Raw genomic sequence first — 21,765 nt, 5'->3', positions numbered from 1 at the left:
TCTCAAACACAGACCCAACAGTATAATACCCAGCTATTGCAATAAATTTTACACTAACGAAGTTCCATTTCGTTAATTTTGTTATCTCAATTATTATCAATCTCTGCCAAAAAATGTTCTTCAATGTCTCTGTCTCTGCTGCTCCTCATGCTCCTTAATCACCTGCTCCGTCCCGAGCAGAATCAGCCTCAGGCCGAATTCAAAAGCCCCATCGGTCCCCAGCAGCTCGAACAGTCCGTTCTTGAACATCCTCCGGAATAACCCAACCTCCTTCTCGCTCATGGAGTCCATCAGGCGGAGCAGTTCCTCGCCCGGAGGCTCCTGCTGTTCCTTAGCCATCATGGAGACATTACGCTCATGCTCGTAATCATCCAGCACGAAGAAGAACACGAAGTTCACAAGTGTAGTGACCACCTGCACCTTCTGCGCCTCCTCAAGCGGCGTGGATTCCACGCAGTGCAGCATCCGGTTGTTAAACCGGATAATATCCGGCTCGTGGGGCAGTGTCATCATCATGAGCTGCGTGGAGCAGGAATACCGGCTGAGCACACTCCGTACCGTTACCGCAAATGCTGTCAGCTGCTCCTTCCAGTCGCCCTCCGGGCGGTGCTCCTCCAGGATGACTCTGGAGATGTGGTTGGCCAGCCGCTGGTAGAGGTTCTGTTTGCTCTTGAAATACCAATACAGCGAGGGAGCTTGAATCCCCAGCCGGTCAGCCAGACGCCGCATACTGAATTTTTCGATTCCCCCCTCCCTGAGAAGCTCCCACGAAGCTTCCAGAATCCGGTCTTCCGAGATTTGAGGTTGTGCTTTTTTCATCGCTATCCGCCCTTTTATCTAACAGTGTAAGTTTATGCTTTACAGTCTCTTAGGTTCATGATATCATCTAACACTGTAAGGTTCAATCTAACGCCGTTAGATTGACAAAAATCAGTGAAAGAAGTGATCCCTAATGGATACCGAAAACCTTTATTATTTTGAAAAAGCACCCATCACCAAAGCCGTCGCCCATTTCGCCGTGCCCATGATGTTAGGCACATCCATGAACGTCATCTATTCGATTCTGAATGCCTATTTCCTGGGTACTCTCCACAATACGGCCATGCTGACCGCACTCGCCTTGACCCTGCCGCTGTTCGCCATCATTATGGCACTGGGCAATCTGGTGGGCATCGGCAGCGGCACATATATCTCGCGGCTGCTTGGTGAGCACAAATATGATGAAGTCAAGCAAGTGTCTTCCTTCGCCTTTTACAGCAGTCTCGTGCTTGGCCTCCTCGTGATGGCCGTGGGTCTGCCGCTGATCGGCCCCATCCTGCACAGTCTGGGGGCAACGCCGGATTCCTATGGATTCACGAAGGATTATGTCACAGTCATGCTGATTGGCGCGCCGTTTGTCGTATTGTTCTTTACGCTGGAGAATATGGTCCGCTCCGAGGGTGCAGCCATCGTCTCCATGATCGGTATGATGCTCAGCGTGGTGGTTAATATCCTGCTCGATGCACTGGTTATCTTCGTGCTCCACTGGGGTGTAATCGGCGTAGCGTCGGCAACGGTTGTGGCCAACATGGTTGCGAGTGCCTACTATGCCTTCCATATGGGCTACAAAAGCCAATTCCTCACCGTCTCCTTCAAATGGTTCAAGGCCACCAAGGATATTCTCAGCAATGTGTTCAAAATCGGCGTTCCGGTCTTCATCATGAGTGTCTTTCTGGGAGCCATGTCGCTGATCTTCAATCTGTTCCTGATCGAATACGGGGATGCGGCTGTAGCCGCTTACGGGATATCCTCAAGATTGCTGCAATTCCCCGAGTTTATTCTGATGGGCCTGTGCGAGGGAGTCGTGCCGCTCATTGCCTTCTCATTCACAGCGGATAAGCTGCGCATGAAGCATACCATCGGATTCACGGTAAAAGCGATGGCCGCCATGGCTGCCGTATTCGGCATCGTCGTCTATCTGATCTCCGACCATCTGATCGGTCTGTTCACCAGAGATCCGCAAATGATTCAAATGGGCAGCTACATTCTGCATGTCACCTTCTTGTCCTTATTCATATCAGGGCTGACCACCTTATTCATGGGGATCTTCCAGGCTACTGCGCAGGGAACGGCCGCATTCGTAATGTCGATTATTCAAGGGGTCACACTGATTCCTGTGCTCTTCTTCGCCAATCGGACGAACGGCTTCCATGGAGTGGTGTGGTCGCTGGTCATTGCCGATGCCGCTGCCTTCCTGGTCGGTGCCGCCATGCTGTACGCCCTGCGGCACAAGCTCCAGCCCGAACTGGAGAGTCTGGTTCATTAAGGGGGCTTAAGCCCCTTTTGAGAAATACAAGCAGCCGCAGGAAGCCCTTCCTGCGGCTGCTTTATGTTACTATGAAGGTTATAACGAACGAATCCCATCTGCAGAAGGAGTCTGATCCGCTTGCACGCACCATCCCATCCTAACCACGACTCTCAGGACATCGAGGTCTACGATACAACCGAGCTATATGGTGAGACCGGACGGTTCCGGGTACTGCAATTCTCGGGGGAAGCTGTTCAGGGCGCACTGGATCTGGACCATCCGCGCCGGGTGATCTTCGAGTATCCCCGGGCGATGATTCATCTGATGGAGGCGGGCAATCCGCATTTCGAGCGTGTCTTCCTGATCGGACACGGGATTGGTACGATTGCCGGTTATTTCGCAGAGAAGCATTTTACGGTGGCTGAGGTGAATGCGAAGGTGGTGGAATACAGCAGAACCCGCTTTGGCTACATGCAGGATAACATCCTGATCGGTGACGGCCGGAGCCTGCTGGAAGCCGCGCCGGAACGCGGCCATGACTATATCCTGCTTGATGCCTTCACCGCTGCCGGGACGCCGCCTCATTTCACCACGCTGGAGTTCTTCCGTCTAACCCGTGCCAAGCTGAACGGACACGGCCAGATCATCATGAATCTGATGGGCCGCAGCGGCAATGACCGCTTCATCAGTGCTATTCATACCACACTCCGTGAAGTGTATCCATATACCAGAACCTTCGCCCTCCCGGCAGAAGGGACCGCCGATCTGCGCAATATCCTCATGACCGCCAGCGCCCGGCCCATTGCCTATCAGTCCCGCCACATGGCCGGCTTCAGCGAGATCACTCCGGGGATCGGTCATGTGATCCGGGACCGGTAATGCAGCAGGCGTGCAGGTCCAGCAGGTTCTCCAAATTCAGCAAGTGAATAAACTGATGGTTGTCTTTATAGACGGCATCCAGCACCTCTGGATTCTGGAGAATGTGATCCGGCGCCTCATCCATGTGCTCCCTTGCGAGCAGTTGCACCGCTGACACCTGATCCACCCATATCCCTACCTCCTGTCCGGATACCTCGCAGATCAGAATCCGGGAGCCGTCCGTCTGTTCACCGCTGTCCATTTCGAGCTTGGGCCGTATGTCATAGACCGGGAACAGCAATCCGCGCAGATTGATCATTCCCAGGACATGAGCCGGGGCAGACACCAGCGAATGAATCTCAGGAACAGGTACAATCTCCTTCATTTGGCGGATCGGAATCCCGAAATCCAGCTTCTCCAGCTTGAAGGTGATATATTTCTCGCTCTGACTATCCTGATCGCCTGCCGTAACTGTGTTCTCTTGGAGCAGTGCATCGTGGGCCGAGCCTGTTTCCCTTGCAATCGAGCCTATATCCAGGATATGGGCCACTCGGCCGTCGCCAAGTATGGTTGAGCCTGCGATATAAGAAACGTTGCCTATGTAACTTCCCAGTGACTTGATGACAATCTCCTGGTTGCCGATCGTCTGATCTACTACCAGACAGACCCGCTTATCCGCGAAGCCGACGATGACAACGAACAGCCGGCCGTTCACCGTATGCTCGCCTTCCTCCACTTGCAGCATATGGTGCAGACGGACAAGCGGAAGCACCTGATCGCGGAACTGGCAGACCTCCCGCCCCTGAATGGTAACAATATCCTCCGCCTTCATTCTGAATATTTCAATGACATTAATCAGCGGAATGGCAAAGGTACTGCTCCCCAGCTTAACCAGCAGGGAACGGATGATGGCAAGCGTCAGCGGGACCTTGATCGTGAATATACTCCCCTGATCAGGAACCGTCTCAATATCTATAATGCCATTTAATTTCTCTATATGTGCTTTGACAATATCCATCCCCACTCCGCGGCCGGATAGATCTGTGACCGTACGGGCTGTTGAGATGCCAGAGCGGAAAATGAGCATCACCAGCTCTTTGTCCGTCATACGCTTCACTTCATCAGTGGTGACGAAGCCTTTACGCACAGCGGCTTCTTTGACCTTGCCCGTATCAATGCCCCTGCCGTCATCGGATACCGTAATGACAATCATGTTCCCTTGATGACTTGCCCGCAGAGTAATGGTCCCTTTCCGCGGCTTGCAGAGAGCTGCACGTTCTTCCGGCAGCTCCAGCCCATGGTCCACGGCGTTGCGCAGAATATGGATCAGAGGATCGCTGATCTCCTCAATGAGGCTGCGGTCCAGCTCGGTCTCATTGCCCTCAATGATGAACTCGATCTCCTTGTTCGACTTCTGCGCCAAATCCCGGATCATCCTGGGGAAGCGGCCGAACAGATGCTCCATCGGCAGCATCCGGGTCTTCATCATCCCCTCCTGAAGATCGCTGATGACCATATTCAAATGTCCTGCGATATCATTAAGCAGATGAACATCACTGTTATTCTTGAACTGCTCGCTTAATCTGGAACGGACACTGTGCAGCCTTGTATTATCTATAATCAGCTCTCCTACCAGATTCAGCAGTCCCTCCAGCCGCTCCACATCCACACGGACAGTCTGAGCCGCATACCCGCTATTTTTCCGAGCCTCTTTTCCTTCGGTGAAGGTGTCGAGGTTTGCTTTCGTGATAGGATCTGTATGTATAATTTCAATCTGTGAGATTTCCTGCAGACAGGCCATCATATCCTGCCGGGACTGCTGCGTAAGCAGAATATATACAATAGTACCGGAGAACTGCGCATCCCTCTCGAGGGCTTCCAGCTCGGGGAAGGTGGCAATAACCTCGCCCGTTTCCCGCAGCTTGGCTTCTACGAGCTTCGCTCGGACATACTTCATCGGCTCCTCAGCAGCAAGTTGAATATGAACCGCCATTGCAGCAGAGCCTTGATCTATAGCTGCCTGGATCTGCTCTTTACGGATATCATCGAAGATCATATCCGGCACAGGCCCCGCTTCTCCCTGCGGAAGCCCCTCTGCAGCAGGAGCGGGAGACTCGGCTGCTGTCTTCCGCAACTCTTTTAACCGGCGCAACAGATCTGAGGTATCCCCTTCCTCCAGCGCACCGCTCAGAATGGATTGACGAAGCTCCTTAATGAAATCTACGCAATCAAAGAGAATGTTCAATAACTCGGAGGTTACGTCCAGCTGTCTGCCCCTGAGCAGCTCTAACACACTCTCCATCTGATGCGTCAGCCGGTTAAGCTGCTTGAAGCCCATGACCGCAGATGAGCCCTTGAGCGTATGCGCGCCCCGGAAGAGCCTCTGAATAAGGTCATTCTGATACCCTTTGCTCTCCAGCATGAGCAGGGCCTCATCCAAATACCGCAGCTGCTCGTCCATTTCATCCAGAAAAACGCCCAAATACACCATATTATGAAACTCGTTCATCTCAGTTCTCCTCCCCGCCTTCATGCGTTGGCCTTCACCCGTCACTTAACAGACGCCCGATGTTCAGAATGCTGATCAGCTCCCCGGCACACATGCCGATCCCGTCCATGTACTGCACGCCCTGCACTTCATGGGATTCCAGAGGCGGCTCTACCTCATGAAAGGAAGCCACCTTTTCTACAAAATCCACCATAATCCCTATGGCCTCCTGCCGGTAATGTACCACTACGATCCTTGACCGGGTATCCGGTGGAGATTCTGCCAGGCCAAACCGCCTGCACAGACTGACCACCGGTATAATTTTGCCGCGTAAATTAATCACGCCCTTAATAAAAGACTTGCTGTTAGGCACGGCTGTGATAGGCTCCATCTTGATAATCTCGTTAATCTCCCGGATATCGATGGCCAGCTTCTCCTGGACCAGCCGGAAGATGATGTACTGCTCCGTTCGTGCAGCCAGCATGGCTTACTCCCCCTCTACAATCTGAACACCGACACCGAGCTATTCAGTTCATCCGCCAAGGAGGCGAGCATTTGCGAGGAGGAGGCCGTCTCCTCGGCTGCTGCGGCGGATTCCTGGCTTCCGGCCGCAATGGATTCAATCGAGAGCAGCACCTCGTTCGTCTGCGCCGCCTGTTCCTCACAAGCCGCAGCGATGCCTGTAATCTGCTGGGTAGTATCATTGACGCGGGTAACGATACCATCGATCAGCCGCTCTGTACGCTCGGACAAGGCCGATACGTCACTGACAGCCTGCACACTCAGAACCGTATTCTTCTGCATCACCCGGATGATCAGGGCAATCTGTTTGGTCGCTTCACTGCTCCGTTCAGCCAGCTTGCGGACCTCATCGGCGACAACGGCGAAGCCCCGTCCCTGCTCACCGGCACGCGCTGCCTCAATCGCTGCATTGAGCGCCAGCAGATTGGTCTGCTCGGCAATTTCATCAATCACCTCGATAATTTCGCCGATCTTCTGGGAATCCTGCTCAAGCAGCTCCATCTTCTCCGACAGATTACTCATACCAAGGCCGGATTCTCTTACCGCAGTGCTTCCCTCCTCAGCACCCTGACGCGTCAGCAGCGACAGCTCCGATGCCTGCTCGGCATTCTTCGCAACCTCATCGATGCCCCGGGTCAGATCCTGAACCAGCTGATTGATATTTTGCGCCGCCTGGGCCTGGGATTGGCTGCCGCTGGCGATTTCTTCGGTGGTTGCCGATATTTCCTCAGAGGAGGCCGCGACACTTTGCGCCGCTTCGACCGTCCCGCCAATCAGCTTGCGCAGGCTGGTAATCATCTCATTGGCTGCTGTGGCCAGCCGGCCGAACTCATCCCGGTTCTTGATCGCAATCTCCTCCCTGAGGTCACCGCCTGCCATGCGGACCATCGCAGCGAGCAGCTTGGATACCGGACCGACAATTCCCTGCGAGATCACGATGCCCAGCACAATGGCTGCAAGTGCCGCAAGGATGGAGATGATCAGGATCATCATTCTTCCCGTGGTATAGCTGGCAACCGTAGAGTCGATCCGTTCATCTGCACCTTCGATTACATTACTGGCGGCCAGATCGGCGGTATCCTGAGCCTTCTGCAAATCAGGCAGTGCGTCGATTAAGACGCCGTAGGCCTGCGTATTCTGATCTTTATCCAGCAGTTCATTGACTTTGGGCACGGATTGGTTATAGTTATCCACGCTCTGCTTAATGATCTCTAACGCAGCCCGTTGATCCGCATTCAGTGCGAGCTCTCCATAGACCTTCATCCGGTCAGCAATTTTGTCCTGATCCGCTTTAATAACTGCCTGAATCTCCTCCTTCACCGAATCATCGGTTTCGAGGATAAGCTTGAACAGATCACCGCGCAGCTTGTACAGCTCGGTCCGAATCTCAGCAATATTGACGAGCGCGGGGAAGTTGTAGCTCTGCATCTGTACAGAGTTACTGTTCATGCCCGCCATTTTCATAATCGATAGCCCGCTGATAAATATAAGCAACGCTACAATAACCAGAAAGCCTCCCAACAATTTGGTGCGGATGTTTAGTTTCAAATGAAGCACTCCTCAATATGTATTTTGTCGAGCCTACAAAGCTTCCCCTATTATGTATAACGTAAGGCCTCTGCGCCTATCGCCATTGGTTCCTAAGTTTCGACATAATCTTCCTGTTTTCTACAGGCCTTCTTTCCTTTATCAAGTGGAAACGGCTTTGCCGTCCTTTTAAAGGACGGTACCGTTTCAGCGAGGAATAGAAGGATAATGTATAGCGCGAAACCCATAAATTCTTATATTTGCACAAAAAAAGCAATGTACGCTTACATGCTGCGTAATCATTGCTTTTATAAAGAATCTTTTTTGCCGGTAGCTTGATATATTTGCGAGATCGCCTGTGATCTGCTATGCACACCAAGCTTCTCGTAGATTTTGGTTATGTGATTCTTGACAGTATGCGTACTGATAAACAGTTTCTCCGCAATTTGCTTGTTATTGAGGCCTGTCAGCAGACCATCCAGGATATCGTTTTCCCGGGTAGTAAAACGTACGCCTCCCTCTTGCTGCACTGCAACCGGCGGAGGAGCTATCAGTTGCTCAAAGGAACGCATAAGTGGCTCGGGCACGGGTATAGGAAGTGTTTCCTTCCATTGCCTGCCGCCCTGCTCCGTATACTTCGTGAGCATAAGCAAGACCTTCGCCAAGTACAGATGGGAACTTTCTCCTACATCCTCTTGCCCATTGTAATCCGTCAGGTAATAGTGCATATGGCGCAAAACACATACAGCAGGAATATCACCCAGGTATTTGATCAGCAGCCCTATAGGATATGGAGCAAGAAGCGCGGCCTGGCCAATCCATTCCATCTCTTCCGCAGAGTGACTTAACGGCTCCAGCAAGTCCTGTGCAAGCCTTCGGATATCCGCAGCTCTGCTATGTACTACCGGCTGCTGTATCAGCAGATTATCCTGGAGCAGCCGCATGAAGTCAGTTCCGGAGGGCGTGTTCTGAGGCTGCTGGGCAAGCAGCTTGGTCACTAGCAGCACATTGGTCATATGAAAAATCGTTTCATATTCCCGCCGCTGCCCCTCATCACTGAACTGGACCGTGAATAACCCCAGCAGCCTTTGTTCAAATACCATAGGATGCTCTACCAGCTGCCAGCTCTTCCATTCCCGCCGGATCGGCTTGTTCAGCAGGTTGAACCCTGGTATCCCGTCAGCAAAATAGATCTGTTCAGCATCTTCTGCGTAGACGGTGTACAGTTCATTCGGAGCAGAAGAGGAAGAATAGATCCTCAGTCCGGCCTCGTCAGGCGTATGTAATAACAAGCACATGAACGGACTGCCTAGCTGCTGCTGGAAAAACTCGATGAACAGCTGCAGGTAATCCTCCTTATCCTGAGTAACCAGAATCCCTTGGACAATTTCTTTGTAGGTATCATTCCTCTTCCTTTGACGTTCATACAGCGCTTCGCTCTCCATATGATACATGGAAGCAGCGAGCTGATGGGCCACCAGCATACCCATATCCGCCTGCTCCTCCGTCAGCTCCGGGCGGACCGGGTCTCCGGCATACAATAATCCATACAGCTTGTCCTTGTATTTGATGGGATAGCAGATTAGCACCTTTGGCCTTACCCCATGCGCAGCAAAAAAAGAAATCCGCAGATCGCGGTCAGCATTCCTCCAGTACCCCATTTGCTTGGAGAGCCCCACCTGTCCCAGAAATCCCTCACCGTAAAAAAAAGAAGCCCCCTGCAGGGAGTTATCCTTCGGCATACCGGTTGTCTCCAACACTGTGAATTGGTCCCCGTCTGCAGCATTACTGGCATAGCCCGCAAATTCTACTCCCAGAATACGCACCACAATGCCCAGTATTCCTTGCAGCCACTCCGGGCTTGCCGGGTCCAGCAGATAGATCAGATTCATAAGCTGCAGGTCATACGCAGAATATTCTCCGCCCTGCTCCCGTTCAAGCAGAGCCTGCACGGTATCAGCCAGTATATCCAATTGGCCGATAATCCTGGCGACGCCCTCCTGATCCAATACCGGTACCTTATCCAGAGCCTGAATCCAGTCCTCGCATTCTCCGGGGGGAACGGTTTCATGAATCCTGCCGGTAATCAGCTCTTTCGTACAACCGTCCACCCAGACACCTGTCAGAATATAATAGGGCCTTTGCTTACAGATCCCGATGGAGGTAATCAGCATTTTCAGCCCGGAGCGGGTTTCATAGACAATAGTTTTCGATACATTCCTGACCTTCTCCAGCAGGTTCGCAATTGCATGTTCAGCGGTTGCACAAGGAGAACCGAACAACAGAGATGCCATCTCGGTTAAGCCGGAGGGTTCTGTTATTCGTTTGTCCGCTTGATCGGTAATAATAATTGTCAATCCGCATAATGATGCGTATGCGTCTTGCAAAGACTGCAGATTTCGGCGGAGCTTGTTCTTCATTGCTTATTCCTCGCTTTCCCCTCCAAAATTCGCCATTGCAGGACCCATTCCCTGCTTTTCCCGCTTTCCATTCTACAAACGCAGTATTATTGACCGGGAATCCGGGCAAAAATATGCGCGAATGCGAAATCAATAATCTGCTCAACTCGCCCGCCGCTCTCTGATCTCCATTCAACTGCCTTCCCGCGATATCTAGCGTGACTCAGATTATGCGGCCGCCCAATGTGATCGGTTTTTCGATTACATTCCGCTCTCGCACCCCCCACCAGCAAAATGTAATCGGTTTTTCGATTACATTTGGTCCACGCACCCCCCGCCAGCCAAATGTAATCGGTTTTCCACTCACATTCCGCTCTCGCACCCCCCACCAGCAAAATGTAATCGGTTTTCCACTCACATTCCGCTCTCGCACCCCCCAACAACAAAATGTGATCGGTTTTTCGATTTCATTTGGTCCACGCACCCCTCGCCAGCCAAATGTAATCGGTTTTTCGATTACATTCCGCCCTCGCACCCCCCACCAGCAAAATGTGTTCGGTTTTTCGATTACATTCCGCCCACGCATCCCCGTCTAGCCATAAGAGGCAGCTTCACCTTCCTCCTCCCGCGACTAAAACACCGGCGCTGAAATTCAGCACCGGTGCCTGTGGCATTGCTCTATATACGGCTGCGGTAAGCCGTGTCCCGTCCGTGCACAATCCGTTCCCCCACCCGCGCAGCCGCTCAGCTACTTAGCTGCGCAAGAATCTGCGGGTCTTTGATCTTCGTATCATCAGCGAGCAGCACGACCTTGGAGAGTACCTCCGCTGTACGCGGGTCCTCATCCAGGAACGGCAGGAACAACCGCCCCCGGTGCTGCGAATGCACCGGAATAATGGACAGGGCGCCCGCGGCCTGCTTGTACGCCTGGCCGCTGCCCAGATGCACAGCATACTCGCCCAGCGTACCGTCAATCCGTGCATAATTGCCGTCCAGCCGGACGTTCTCAATCTTCAGCAGCCGCAGCGACTCGCTGACGATGACCCGGCGCATCTCTACAGTCGTCAGGCTCGCTTCCGGATCGACGCCGCCGACATGGGCCACGCTAACGACCAGATCCACATCCCGCATCACCTCCGAGAACAGCACTGGCGGCACCTGATCGAGCGGCACGCCCTTGTACGTCTTCCGGTCGAAGAACTGCACTGTCTCCAATGTCGGCGCTTCGGTATCGGCCGGTGAGAACCAGTCCGCCATGGCATAGAGCCGGACGATCAGGTTCTCGGCATAGAACACCTTCTGCAGCCCTTCCTCATAGCTGACCGTCCACTGCCGCCCCTTCAGCAGGGCGACTGTCTTGCTCGGCTGCACCTGATGGCCGGCGTAACGGCGGGACAGCACACCCTGGGCCAGCTCATCCTCATTCGGCAGATAAAGCTCGCGGAAGACCTGCTTGAACGGCTGGCGGAGCTGACGGTCGAACAGATCCTTCTGGTACAGGCTCCATTGTCCGCTGCGGTATAGATCCAGCGGATGGGCTATCCGCAGCACAGTCTCCCCGCTCAGGGCCGTGGATTCACCCGCAGGACTTACCAGCGCCCCCTGATCCGCATCGTAATATCCCAACGCATCGCCGCTCATCAGCACCAGCTTGCTAATCAGCGGTGCCAGCACCGGATTCCGGCTCAGCCCGGCAATCTCTGCCGGCGTGAAGCCGCTGCCGGACTCCATCGACCGCTCCAGTTCAGCCCGGGCGCGCCGGAACTGCCCGGTAAGCTCACTCTTGGCTTCCTTCAGTGCTTCGATCCACTCATGCTTCTTGAAGCGTGCGGGCACCGACTTCAGCGCCTTCCCCTTGCTGGTCACCACATAATCGCTTTGCCCTTCTTCATCGATACTAAGTGAGACGAAGGTCTCTGCGTCCAGCTCATAAGGCTCGAAGTATGCAGCATAATCATCCAGCTTGCGCGCCTCCATATCCCAGATCAGGCGGGTGACATCGGCATATCCGGCATTGCGTGCCAGGTTGCCAAGAGCAATCTGTACGGCCTGTCCTTCGCTGGCGCGGCGCTGTGCGCCGAACTTCTTGCTCTCTGCCAGGAAACGCTGGATGAACTCATAACGCACGCGGATATCCTGTTCACGGTCTTCTCCCAGCGGAATCAGACTATAGCTGAGCAGATGATCCTTGCCCCGCTTCTGCTCCACAGACTGCTTCATCTCTTCCAGGTTCAGCTTGCCGAGCGTGGCATCGGCGAACAGCTGGGAACGGCGGTGGTTCGCACCGGCAGAGATGTATTTGGCACAGTCATATAGCAGCTCGAACCGCTCTTGTCCAAGCTCCTTGTAGGCGGACTGGAACCAGTTCACATCGAAGGCGCCGTCGTTGAACTCCTGCGGCGTGATCGGCGAGTAATGCGCCACCACCGTCTCTTTTTCGGCCGAGAAGCTCTCGTTAATGTGGGCGTGGAAGTACCAGGCCCCGCTGCGAAGCCCTTCCCAGTCCAGGTATTCGGCAATAATCTCGATCCACTGCGGGGCGTACATGGCGGCTTCCAGCAGCTTTTGATCGGACAGCTTGTAGTCCTGCAGCAAGGTCTTCAGCAGCTCCGCATTATCTCCCTCACGCGGATAACATACCTTGAGCAGATGGCTGAAGGATTCCTTCTTCGTAATATTGTTGCCATAGCCATACACGTACCCGCGCACGAAGGTATCCTTGTTCAGCCCTGACAGGATACGGATACAATACTCCAGGCCCTCTATCCGCTGCAGCCCCATCGTCATGCCGGTCACCTCAGTCGGCAGGTCGCCGCGCCCCAGCTCAATGGCCAGCAGACGGTCGATGATCCTTGTGCGTAGTGCAACCATCTGTGGACTGTCTTCGATCCAATCATATCTGCGTGAACTGATCCAGCTCATATGGTTGCGTGCATCCTTACTCAGCAGCAGCTCCTTAAGCAGCGTCTCTTCGCGGATGATTTCACCGGTGAAGGCCTCAACGTAGTGCTTCAGTCCGATGATGCTGTCCCGCTCTTCGCCTCCGCTGATCCCCTCGAACCGGTAGCAGGTACGGAACATCTCCTTGAACTCCTCTGCTCCGTTCCATAGCTTCTGCACCATATCGACCCACGGATCAGCCAGCACAGACAGGAAAGGCCAGTCCGCCGCAAGCTTCTCCTCCGGGAACGCAGCCATCAGCGCATTCACCGCACCATTCACCTGGCGGAAGCCCTCCGGGCTCTTGTGGTCCGCGCGGTACGCATCCAGCAGCGTCTCTACCTGCCATCTGTACTTCAGCTTGTCCACTAGCTTCAGCACAGCCTCGATCTGCTCCAGCGGGTAGACCTCTGACGCGAACTCCTTGCGCCACCCGGACAGCAGCTTCTGCTTGCTAAGTTCCTTATCATCAATTCCTAAGGTGTCGTAACCGTCATAGTTATCCAGGGTCTCATCCAGCTCTTCCAGGCTGATATAGAAGTTCAGCTCTATCAGATCCCGGGCGCTCCAGCCGCTCTTGTCCCAATATTCAGCCCATACTTCATGCAGCGGGTACTGTTCGAGGGCGGATTTGCCGCTCTCCTCATCGTTAATTAAGTACCCCTGCAACGGTCTGAGGTTAGTGCCGATCAGCACCGTGTCCTTATAGCCGCTGTAATACTCAACCTCGTACTCTACGTCGCGGTGCTTGTGGATCGTGTTGTCCAGTCCCTTAAGGAATGTCTTGATCTGCTCCAAGGACAGCTTGAACACCTGATCCCAGGCGAATCCGTCAAGTACAGGCCCCTGAGTCAGCCAATCCTCCGTCTGCTGCGGATCGAACAAGCCGAAGCCATTAGCCTTCGTATACTCATTCTTCTGGCTCAGCCTCGCGATCAGCTCGCGCTCCTGGTCGGAAGGCTTCTCCAGCGCCTCCGCCAGCGGACGGACCGCTTCAAAGAGTGCCTGCCGTTCTTCATCCTGGAACAACACGGTCATAATCTCCAGCCCTGCCTGCCGCTGCAGGGCATTCTTGCCCTGCACCAGTCTGTGGACGGACTCCTTCAGCGCTTCATCCGGCTGATTCAGCAGCATCCGGGTCACGCTCTGCCGCAGCGTACCGGTCTTAAGCTTCAGCAGCCCTTCGGCCATCAGCAGCTCATCCTCCGCCAGGGTCAGCCCCTGCGCCAGGTCCAGCGCCAGCTCCCGGTTCTTGATACTCTTGTCGGAGAGGCTGGCGAAGATGAATTCGCGCTGCACAGTATCCTCCGTATGCTGCACGAAGTAATTCAGCAGCTCCCCACGTATGTCCGTGCTGAGCTTGTCCTTCAGCGCCAGCAATTCATTCACCCAGGCCGGGTCCATATCATAGGAGATCAGATAAAGCATCTTTTGGACCGGCAGATCACGGGTGTAGCTGACCTGCAGGAAATCCAGCACCTTAGAGGTACCGGTCAGCTCCCGGCTGTCCGGATTCAGGAAGATATCCATTAGCAGGCTGAAGTCGCGCTGCCGCTCGCTTTTATCCTCAAGCTGCGGGCTGGTTACGACCTCGATCTTCGGCCCATTATCCTTCGGCCCTCTCCACATCCGGTTATAATCATAATTATAATTCGTCAGAATCCAGTACAGCAGCTCCGGCTCTTGCTCCTTCAGATACTTCCGGGCGCTGCTCAGGCGCACCTCCCGGTTCTGGCTGCCGGAAAGTACATACTCTGCTACAATCTTCTGGTAGGACTGGCCCTGTTCCATCAGGACATCCACCTTGCCGATCAGTTCATTCTCCTCATAGACAGCCGTCCCCCACAAGCTCAGGTAGACATGGTTGGCATTCTCGCTGGTCAGCCAGTCAGCGCGCAGCGCTTCATCCGTCAGCACCTGATAGGCTCCTTCAATCAGTTGCTTCGCCACCCGCTGGTTCTGGGCTTCCAGACCCATCCCCGTCCATACGCCCAGGGCACGCACCACCGAGCTGTAGCGCACGAGATCATTGTCCAGAATCACCTTCAGCATATACAGGTTGTTCTCTATCGTCCCCTCATCCATCGTCTCCATAATGGACTGCCGCAGTCCCTCCTGCAGCCGGGCAGCCAGCAGCAGCTCGCCAATCATCTGAACAGCGGCCTGGTTACGGCTGAGGAATGCACCTTTTATCATATTGCGGCTCAGCAGCGCCCCCTGGTTGTCCCCGTACACCGCATCCTTAAGCAAATCTTCCATTCCGCTGCCGCTGCGGTCCAGCTCATAGGCGATTACATCGGGAACGGCCACATCTACACGGTAAGAGATACTGTAATCCTTTTCATAATCCCCCTTCAGGTACTCCGGTAACGAGAATTCAATTAACTCCATATAGATCAGGGCATTGATTTTGCGGAGGATCTGCATCTGGTGCGCCTGAACCTCCCGGGTCCGGAACGGCCGGCGCAGATACCCTATGGAATAAGGGTACTCCACTGCATGCTTAACTATGTAACGGGCAAGCTCAACGGTATGTGTGCTGTACAGCTGCTGCATGATCCCAATCAGCGGCTCCCAGTATCCCGTAAAATCAGCCTTAGCCGCCGCAGCGCGATCTTCCATGATAACAAGGAAGCGGTCCAGCGAATCCTCCCCTTCATGAAGGTAGCGGTTCTTGCTGAACTCCGCGAGCAGGCCTGCCAGCTCCGCTCCTTCCCCCTTCAGCCCTTTGGCTTTGTTCTCAACATCCGCGTACCACTGAGTCTCCCACTCTGCATTTCCGATTTTCATCCTGTCATCTCCCTCACCATAGTCTTCCTGCCAGCATAGTGAACCGGATCAGCGTCAGCTCATCGCCCTCTTCAAGCCTCAGCGGCTCATCCAGCGCGGAGCATTCCTCTTCCTGCACGAACACCTTGTACAATCCGTCTTCGTAAGCAAGCAGTGCCGCAGCCGTAGCCTGCTCTACCTCAGGCTTCGTCTCGCCGTACACCGTACCGAATCCGACCTTGCCGTTATCGCCCTGCTCCGCAATTTCATTTGCGGTCAGGTAAGGGATTAGATCTCCCCGCTCCTGCCGCTCCAGCATCGCCTGCACCTGCCCGGCTACAATCTCCGAGATCAACGCGCGCAGCGTCTGCGGACGGTCAGCAAGCAGCAGCTCCTTACGCTCCAGCACCGGCCTGCGTTTGCCCAGGCTTTTGACGGTTACATACAGCTTCATGGCCTTCCCTCCTTACCTCAATAGCTCTATTCGACAGATTATCTAGTTCATTACCCGATTTCCCAGAAATCAACCCGTTCCCCCGCCGAAAATTCAAATTTGTGCGGATACAGAGCATCCGGTATCTGTACAGCTCTTTTTTTGCTAAAATAGAAAGGTCGGCGCATTTCCGTGCAATCCTGGCGCCAGTCACTGAAACGGAGGCATTACCTGTGGATTATATTATTCTGGACATCGAATTCAACGGCCGCAAATTTGCCAGCGAGCATCCTATGGAGGTCATTGAGATCGGAGCGGTCCGGTTAGACGCTTCATTGCAGGTTAAGGATGAATTCTCAGCCTTAATCAGACCCATATACTTCTCCACCCTGAATTCATTCATCAAGAAAAAAACCGGCATCCCCCAAGAGGATATCGACGTCGCCAGCCGGTTCCCGAAGGTCATTACCGCCTTCAGAGCGTGGCTTGACCAGAGCGCTGACGGCGTGCTGCTCTTAACCTGGGGCGGCGAGGATATGAAGCGGATTATCCAGGATGTGCGGATGCACAAGATGGATGATGCCTACTGGATGGAGGCCACCTACTTCGATCTGCTTAAGGGCGTCCTGCGCGCCCGCGGCCTCAGTAACGACATCAGCGTCGAAGGGGCCATGGCCCTCTTCGGCCTGGAGCCTTCCGGCTCCGCCCACCGCGCGCTGGACGATGCCAAGATGACGGCGGAGATCTTCCGTGCAGTCTTCAGCGAGCTGGACTTCGGCCGTTCCCAGCACTATGTCGATACCTTCTCGAACGCCAGGGAACGCAAGACGGTTAAGATCGCCATCAAAGCAATGACCGCCCAAAAAATCGTCCCCACCTGGGAGCTGGTCGCCGAGCATTACTTCCCTGCGGAGGATGCCTTGGCGGACCCCCGGAAGCTGGCAGAGCTTAAGGCGTATTTCACCACCCAGCTTAGCAAGAAATAACCCCATATGCCCGCGCAGCAGCGGCAATCTCCCGAGGCATAGCCTGGGCGGTTGCCGCTGTTTGCTTTTCCAGCACACGGTTACCCGCCCTGCTGTCTGGTTATTATACAAATTAAGAGTTGACCTTGCCGTTACGTCAAAGTATACAGTTAGATCTGTAAGCGGCCGCTTACCCGGCGGGAACGCCTTGAACCCGTTCTCTGCTGTATACGCCAAGACAGATTGGAGGCAGATTAGACCATGGAATATACGGTGCAGAAGCTGGGGACACTCGCGGGGATCAGTGCACGGACCCTGCGTTATTACGATGAATTCGGCATTCTGAAGCCAGCCAGAATCAGTTCCTCGGGATACCGGATCTACGGCCAGACTGAGGTAGACCTGTTGCAGCAGATTCTCTTCTACCGGGAACTGGGCCTCGGCCTTGCGGCGATCAGAGATATTGTCCATTCGCCCTCCTTCGACGGCGCCCGCGCCCTGCGCGAGCACCATGACCAGTTGCTTCAGCGGAGACAGCAGCTGGACCGGCTCATCGCGAACGTCGAGCAGACCATTGCACACACAGAAGGGAGAAGTCCAATGAGTAATCAGGAGAAATTCGCAGGCTTCAAGCAGAAGCTGATTGACGATAACGAGCAGAAGTACGGCCAGGAAATCCGGGAGAAATACGGTGCGGAAGCTGTGGAGCAGTCGAACCGCAAGCTCAGCCATATGACGGAGGAGCAGTACGCTGCCCTTCAACAGCTAGAGGCCGATATGTTCGCGTCACTGGAGCAGGCGATGGAGGAAGGCGACTCGGCAAGCGAACTGGCGCAAAAGGCCGCCCATCTGCACCGCCAGTGGCTCAGCTTCTATTGGGATACGTACACCAAGGAAGCCCATGCAGGCGTAGCCCAGATGTATGTCGATGATGAGCGCTTCACCGCTTATTACGACCAGCGCCGCCCCGGCATGGCCGCGTTCCTACGGGATGCAGTGCATGTGTATACTGGAGCGAAGCAGTAGACGTAATCGTTTGGCATAGCAAAGAGGCAGCCGTTCAATCCGGCTGCCTCTCTTTTACATATCAATCATCCTCGTCGGAATCCGTATCGGTGTACACAACCTTGGCAGTATACGCATCGACACCTACTTCTGTCTTGACCTGCCCGTTCCTGACTTCAACCTCATAGACAGCTCCTCCATGGTCCCGGTCCAGATCAATCTCGGTGACCGTCCCCTTCACAGCAGCTTGAGCCACCTCAGCCGCCTTGCCTGCGGTAATCAGCTTGCCGCCTGAGGCCGGAGCTGCCTTATGAGAGTCATCATCGCCTGCATCCTTGCGCACGCTGATCACTTTTCCCGAATAGGCATCTACCCGGACATCTATCTCCTGCTTGGTCTGCTGAATTTCGATATCGTAATACGTGCCGCTGGCCTTCTTCTCCAGATCGATGCTCTCCACCTGTCCCGGAGCTGCCTTCAAGGCAATCTGCTCGGCTTTGCTTACACTAATTAACGTTTTGCTCTGACTCTTCGCGGATGCGGCTGCATCTGCCGTACTGCCCTTCAGCTCGCCTATACCATAAGCGCCTCCGAGAATAAGTGCTGCCGCCGTGATACTGCTCCATATCTTTGTCTTCAATGTTAACGCCTCCTAAGTTCATTCTTCGCTGCTTCATGTAGTAACTATAACGCTACAATCTGAGAGAACAGCGGGAGTAACATTAGAATTCGCTGAGAAAAAAACAGATACCCTAGGAATCGTCCCCATCCGGCTCTTCCCAGGTCACAGACATAATATGGCCCGAGATGGCATTCACCTGGACTACGGCCTCCCGCCTGTCTGAAGTATGTATCTCCACCAGATAATAAGCGCCTGCCGCATCAATTCCCGTATCCACATCGTCCAGCTCCCCCGGTACCTCACGCAGAGCCAGACTGACAGCCTCCTCTTGGGAGACTACGCTCTGCGCTGACGGGGTAGTTGCTGGTGACGGGGTAGCGTCAGCTCCGCCAGATGGAGCTGGAGTAGCGGCAGACGTAGGCTGCACCGCCGGTTCGTCCGTGCGCTTCAACAGCACGATGGAGAGAATCTCGCCGGTAACTCCGTCCAGCTTCAGCTCATACCGTCCTTGCTCCGTATGAAGCACCGCTATATAAGCTCCGGCTTGCAGCTTCAGACTGTCTACCTTACCGGCATATTCGCTCAGCACAGCCAGCGTAGCCTGATCTCTGGATAACAGCGGCTCCGAATCCTTCCCGAATATCCGGAAGGCAACCCAAGCCAGCAGCAGGAAGACCACCATACCTATGATTGCCTTGTACATTTTGCTCTTGTTCCTTGGATGCTGGTTCATTGTCCACCTCCCCTGCGGTCCGCAGCCATGCGGATCGTCACCGAGGTTCCCAGGCCTACCGTACTATCCATGGACAGCTCCGCTCCGATCGCCCCCGCGATCTCTGCGGCTAGCGACAGCCCCAGGCCTGCCCCTCCGTTCTCACGGGTTCTCGCCTCATCCACTCTATAGAAACGGTCGAATATCTTCGGCAGCTCCTCCGGCGGAATTCCAATACCGCGGTCGGTAATCACAATCATCCGTTCCTGCCCGGCAGCCTCAATACGCACGGTTATCTGCTCATCGCTGTATTTGCGGGCATTGTCCAGGAAGATGAACAGCAGCTGCCGGAGCTTCGCTTCATCGCTGTAGCCTTCGGGTGACCCCTTGACCTGAACCGTGACCTCTCTCCCGTACGCATTATGAAAAGCCTTCGCCGAAGAACGCACCAGCTCCTCCAGATCCATCACCTTCAGCTCCAGATCCCACTGCTCCGGGTGCTTCGCCAGCAGCAGGAGCTGCTCCGTCATTTCCTTCATCCGCACAGCTTCGGAATGGATAGCCTCAACCGATTCATCGAACAGCTCCGGGTGATCCCGCCCTCTGCGCTTCAGCAGACTGGCATAGCTCTCAATAACCGTCAGCGGTGTGCGCAGCTCATGGGAGGCATCCGACACGAATTTCTCCTGCTTCACATAATTGCTCTCTAAGAGGCCTATCATGTCGTTGAAGGTATGCCCCATCTCCACCAGCTCATCCTTCGAGTGTGCTTTCAGCGGAAGCCTGCGGAATTTCCCGCTGCGCTGAATCTCCCGCATAGTCGCCGTCATTTGGACGATGGGCCGCATAATCAGGCCCGACAACAGGCGGCCGGAGAGCAGCAGCGGAAGCAGCACCGCAAGCGTAGCGCCTGCAAGGACCAGCCGCAGGACCCGCAAGGTATCCATCGTGCCCTCCAGACTTTTGGTCATCTGGACATTCAGGACGTTCCCGTCCGTCCAGATGACGGGAACGCTCACGAACGCATACAAGCGTCCGTCCACCCGGACCCGTTCCGCCTGCTTCCCGGGATGGTAGACCGGCTTCAGCCGGCTGATCTCCTGCCCCGAGGCTGAGGTGACCGGCGCCGGTCCGCCTCCGTCCACAGTGAGCAGCCGCAGCATTCCCTCCACCGGCACATATGCCCGGAGCAGCTCCGGTGCCGTTACCCCGTCTCCCGCTTTTCTCATCGCGGCAGCAATTCTGGCCGTCTCGGCAGATGCCTGCCCGAGCTGGCTGTCTAGTGACATCCGGCTGAACACGGCGTAGATGAACAGATTCATGAGGATAAGCAGCACGGCGAACAGCACGCTGGAATACAGATGAATGGTGCTCCGCAGCTTCATGGGGCATCCTTCAGCACATAACCAACGCCCCGCACGGTATGAATCAATTCAGGCTGGTGGTCCAGCGTAATTTTTTTGCGGACATAGCGGATATAGACATCCACAATGTTCGTATCGCCGTAATAATCGTATCCCCAGACGGCAGCCATGATCTGTTCCCTGTTCAGCACCTGGCGTTTATTCTTCAGCAGGTAGACCAGCAGGTCGAACTCCCGCGGAGTCAGCTCGATGCTCCGGCCTGCCCGCTTCACCTCCCGCGTAGTTTCGTTCAGCTCCAGATCCTCTGCCATCAGCAGGTTGACGGCTTCCTCTCTCCTCCGCCCCGAGGCCAGCCGCAGCGCAGCACGGACACGCGCCAGCAGCTCCTCAATTTGAAACGGCTTCGTAATATAATCATTGGCCCCAAGGTCCAGGCCTGATACTTTATCCTCTACCGAGCTTTTGGCTGTAAGCAGCAGCACCGGCGTATCGGGATCACCCGCCCGGATTCGCCGCAGCAGCTCTATGCCGCTGAATCCGGGCAGCATCACATCCAGCAATAACAGATCCGGCTGCTGCTCCTGGTACATCTCCAGCCCCTGATGGCCGCTCCCGGCAATGGACACACGGTATCCCTCGCATTCCAGCTCAATCTGCAGCAGACGGGCAATTCTCACCTCATCCTCCACCACCAGAATCAATTCTGTCATCGGCGCTCCGCCCCTTCTACTTGGTTGCCTCCATTGTAGGGCATGGGCAGCTACAGTTTCAAACTCCGCCCGCTATTTGCTATATCTCTCTATATGCAAAAGGGTGCTTCCACCGGAATACCGGCCGGAAACACCCCTGTCTATCCCCATTCCTGCTGCGTCTG

Annotated in this window: 16 protein-coding genes; 5 read left to right on the top strand and 11 right to left on the bottom strand. The window is 54.7% G+C overall.

The features are described from left to right. Positions 1 to 120: 120 nt before the first annotated feature. Positions 121 to 819 carry a TetR/AcrR family transcriptional regulator gene (locus J2Z70_RS23070; protein ID WP_209877081.1) on the bottom strand — a complete coding sequence of 233 codons (699 nt, stop codon included), beginning with the start codon at positions 817 to 819 and terminating at the stop codon, positions 121 to 123. A gap of 133 nt (positions 820 to 952) precedes the next feature. Between J2Z70_RS23070 and J2Z70_RS23065 the strand changes: the two genes are divergently transcribed. The 3 genes from J2Z70_RS23065 to J2Z70_RS23060 are packed head-to-tail and all read left to right on the top strand — an operon-like array spanning position 953 to position 3,166. Beyond that, on the top strand, positions 953 to 2,305 hold the full coding sequence (locus J2Z70_RS23065; protein ID WP_036731234.1) for an MATE family efflux transporter: 1,353 nt from the start codon (positions 953 to 955) through the stop codon (positions 2,303 to 2,305). A 17-nt stretch (positions 2,306 to 2,322) separates the two neighbouring features. Then, positions 2,323 to 2,448 (top strand): hypothetical protein, encoded by a 126-nt coding sequence (locus J2Z70_RS33735; RefSeq protein WP_281068259.1) that lies wholly within the window; start codon positions 2,323 to 2,325, stop codon positions 2,446 to 2,448. Continuing rightward, positions 2,426 to 3,166 (top strand): spermidine synthase, encoded by a 741-nt coding sequence (locus J2Z70_RS23060; RefSeq protein ID WP_209877079.1) that lies wholly within the window; start codon positions 2,426 to 2,428, stop codon positions 3,164 to 3,166. Before J2Z70_RS33735 ends, J2Z70_RS23060 begins: the two co-directional genes overlap by 23 nt. Here the strand turns inward: J2Z70_RS23060 and J2Z70_RS23055 are convergent. The 6 genes from J2Z70_RS23055 to J2Z70_RS23030 all read right to left on the bottom strand — a co-directional run bounded on the left by J2Z70_RS23055 (position 3,129) and on the right by J2Z70_RS23030 (position 16,244). Beyond that, a complete protein-coding gene (locus J2Z70_RS23055) occupies positions 3,129 to 5,654 on the bottom strand; it encodes a chemotaxis protein CheW (RefSeq protein WP_209877078.1) in 2,526 nt (841 codons plus the stop codon). The two genes, J2Z70_RS23060 and J2Z70_RS23055, sit on opposite strands and share 38 nt — an antisense overlap. Positions 5,655 to 5,688: 34 nt before the next feature. Further along, positions 5,689 to 6,117, bottom strand: a complete 429-nt coding sequence (locus J2Z70_RS23050; protein ID WP_209877077.1) for a chemotaxis protein CheW — start codon at positions 6,115 to 6,117, stop codon at positions 5,689 to 5,691. Between the two features lie 14 nt (positions 6,118 to 6,131). Beyond that, positions 6,132 to 7,703 (bottom strand): methyl-accepting chemotaxis protein, encoded by a 1,572-nt coding sequence (locus J2Z70_RS23045; RefSeq protein ID WP_209877076.1) that lies wholly within the window; start codon positions 7,701 to 7,703, stop codon positions 6,132 to 6,134. Between the two features lie 287 nt (positions 7,704 to 7,990). Continuing rightward, complete coding sequence (locus J2Z70_RS23040; RefSeq protein WP_209877075.1) at positions 7,991 to 10,102, bottom strand: LuxR C-terminal-related transcriptional regulator; 2,112 nt, start codon at positions 10,100 to 10,102, stop codon at positions 7,991 to 7,993. 723 nt (positions 10,103 to 10,825) lie between these two features. Beyond that, complete coding sequence (locus J2Z70_RS23035; protein ID WP_209877073.1) at positions 10,826 to 15,811, bottom strand: DUF4132 domain-containing protein; 4,986 nt, start codon at positions 15,809 to 15,811, stop codon at positions 10,826 to 10,828. Between the two features lie 13 nt (positions 15,812 to 15,824). Continuing rightward, the gene (locus J2Z70_RS23030) at positions 15,825 to 16,244 is read right to left on the bottom strand and encodes a hypothetical protein (protein WP_209877071.1); all 420 of its coding nucleotides are present in this window, start codon (positions 16,242 to 16,244) and stop codon (positions 15,825 to 15,827) included. 212 nt (positions 16,245 to 16,456) lie between these two features. Between J2Z70_RS23030 and J2Z70_RS23025 the strand changes: the two genes are divergently transcribed. Next, complete coding sequence (locus J2Z70_RS23025; RefSeq protein ID WP_209877069.1) at positions 16,457 to 17,209, top strand: 3'-5' exonuclease; 753 nt, start codon at positions 16,457 to 16,459, stop codon at positions 17,207 to 17,209. A gap of 240 nt (positions 17,210 to 17,449) precedes the next feature. Beyond that, positions 17,450 to 18,214, top strand: a complete 765-nt coding sequence (locus J2Z70_RS23020) for a MerR family transcriptional regulator (RefSeq protein WP_209877067.1) — start codon at positions 17,450 to 17,452, stop codon at positions 18,212 to 18,214. Positions 18,215 to 18,275: 61 nt separating this feature from the next. Here J2Z70_RS23020 and J2Z70_RS23015 read toward each other — a convergent pair whose 3' ends face one another. The 4 genes from J2Z70_RS23015 to J2Z70_RS23000 all read right to left on the bottom strand — a co-directional run bounded on the left by J2Z70_RS23015 (position 18,276) and on the right by J2Z70_RS23000 (position 21,601). Then, positions 18,276 to 18,833: a PepSY domain-containing protein gene (locus J2Z70_RS23015; RefSeq protein WP_209877066.1), complete on the bottom strand. Its 558-nt coding sequence runs from the start codon at positions 18,831 to 18,833 to the stop codon at positions 18,276 to 18,278. Between the two features lie 112 nt (positions 18,834 to 18,945). After that, the gene (locus tag J2Z70_RS23010; RefSeq protein WP_209877064.1) at positions 18,946 to 19,548 is read right to left on the bottom strand and encodes a PepSY domain-containing protein; all 603 of its coding nucleotides are present in this window, start codon (positions 19,546 to 19,548) and stop codon (positions 18,946 to 18,948) included. Beyond that, the gene (locus tag J2Z70_RS23005) at positions 19,545 to 20,912 is read right to left on the bottom strand and encodes a sensor histidine kinase (RefSeq protein ID WP_209877062.1); all 1,368 of its coding nucleotides are present in this window, start codon (positions 20,910 to 20,912) and stop codon (positions 19,545 to 19,547) included. The genes J2Z70_RS23010 and J2Z70_RS23005 overlap by 4 nt, the downstream gene beginning before the upstream one ends. Further along, positions 20,909 to 21,601, bottom strand: coding sequence for a response regulator transcription factor (locus J2Z70_RS23000; RefSeq protein ID WP_036731210.1), 693 nt, complete (start codon positions 21,599 to 21,601; stop codon positions 20,909 to 20,911). The genes J2Z70_RS23005 and J2Z70_RS23000 overlap by 4 nt, the downstream gene beginning before the upstream one ends. Positions 21,602 to 21,765 lie beyond the last annotated feature (164 nt).

Source organism: Paenibacillus silagei (genome assembly GCF_017874735.1).
In the GTDB taxonomy this organism is placed as follows: Bacteria; Bacillota; Bacilli; order Paenibacillales; family Paenibacillaceae; genus Paenibacillus_AQ; species Paenibacillus_AQ silagei.
The sequence above is the reverse complement of the archived record's forward strand: the minus strand, read 5'-3'. Positions and strand labels throughout refer to the sequence as shown.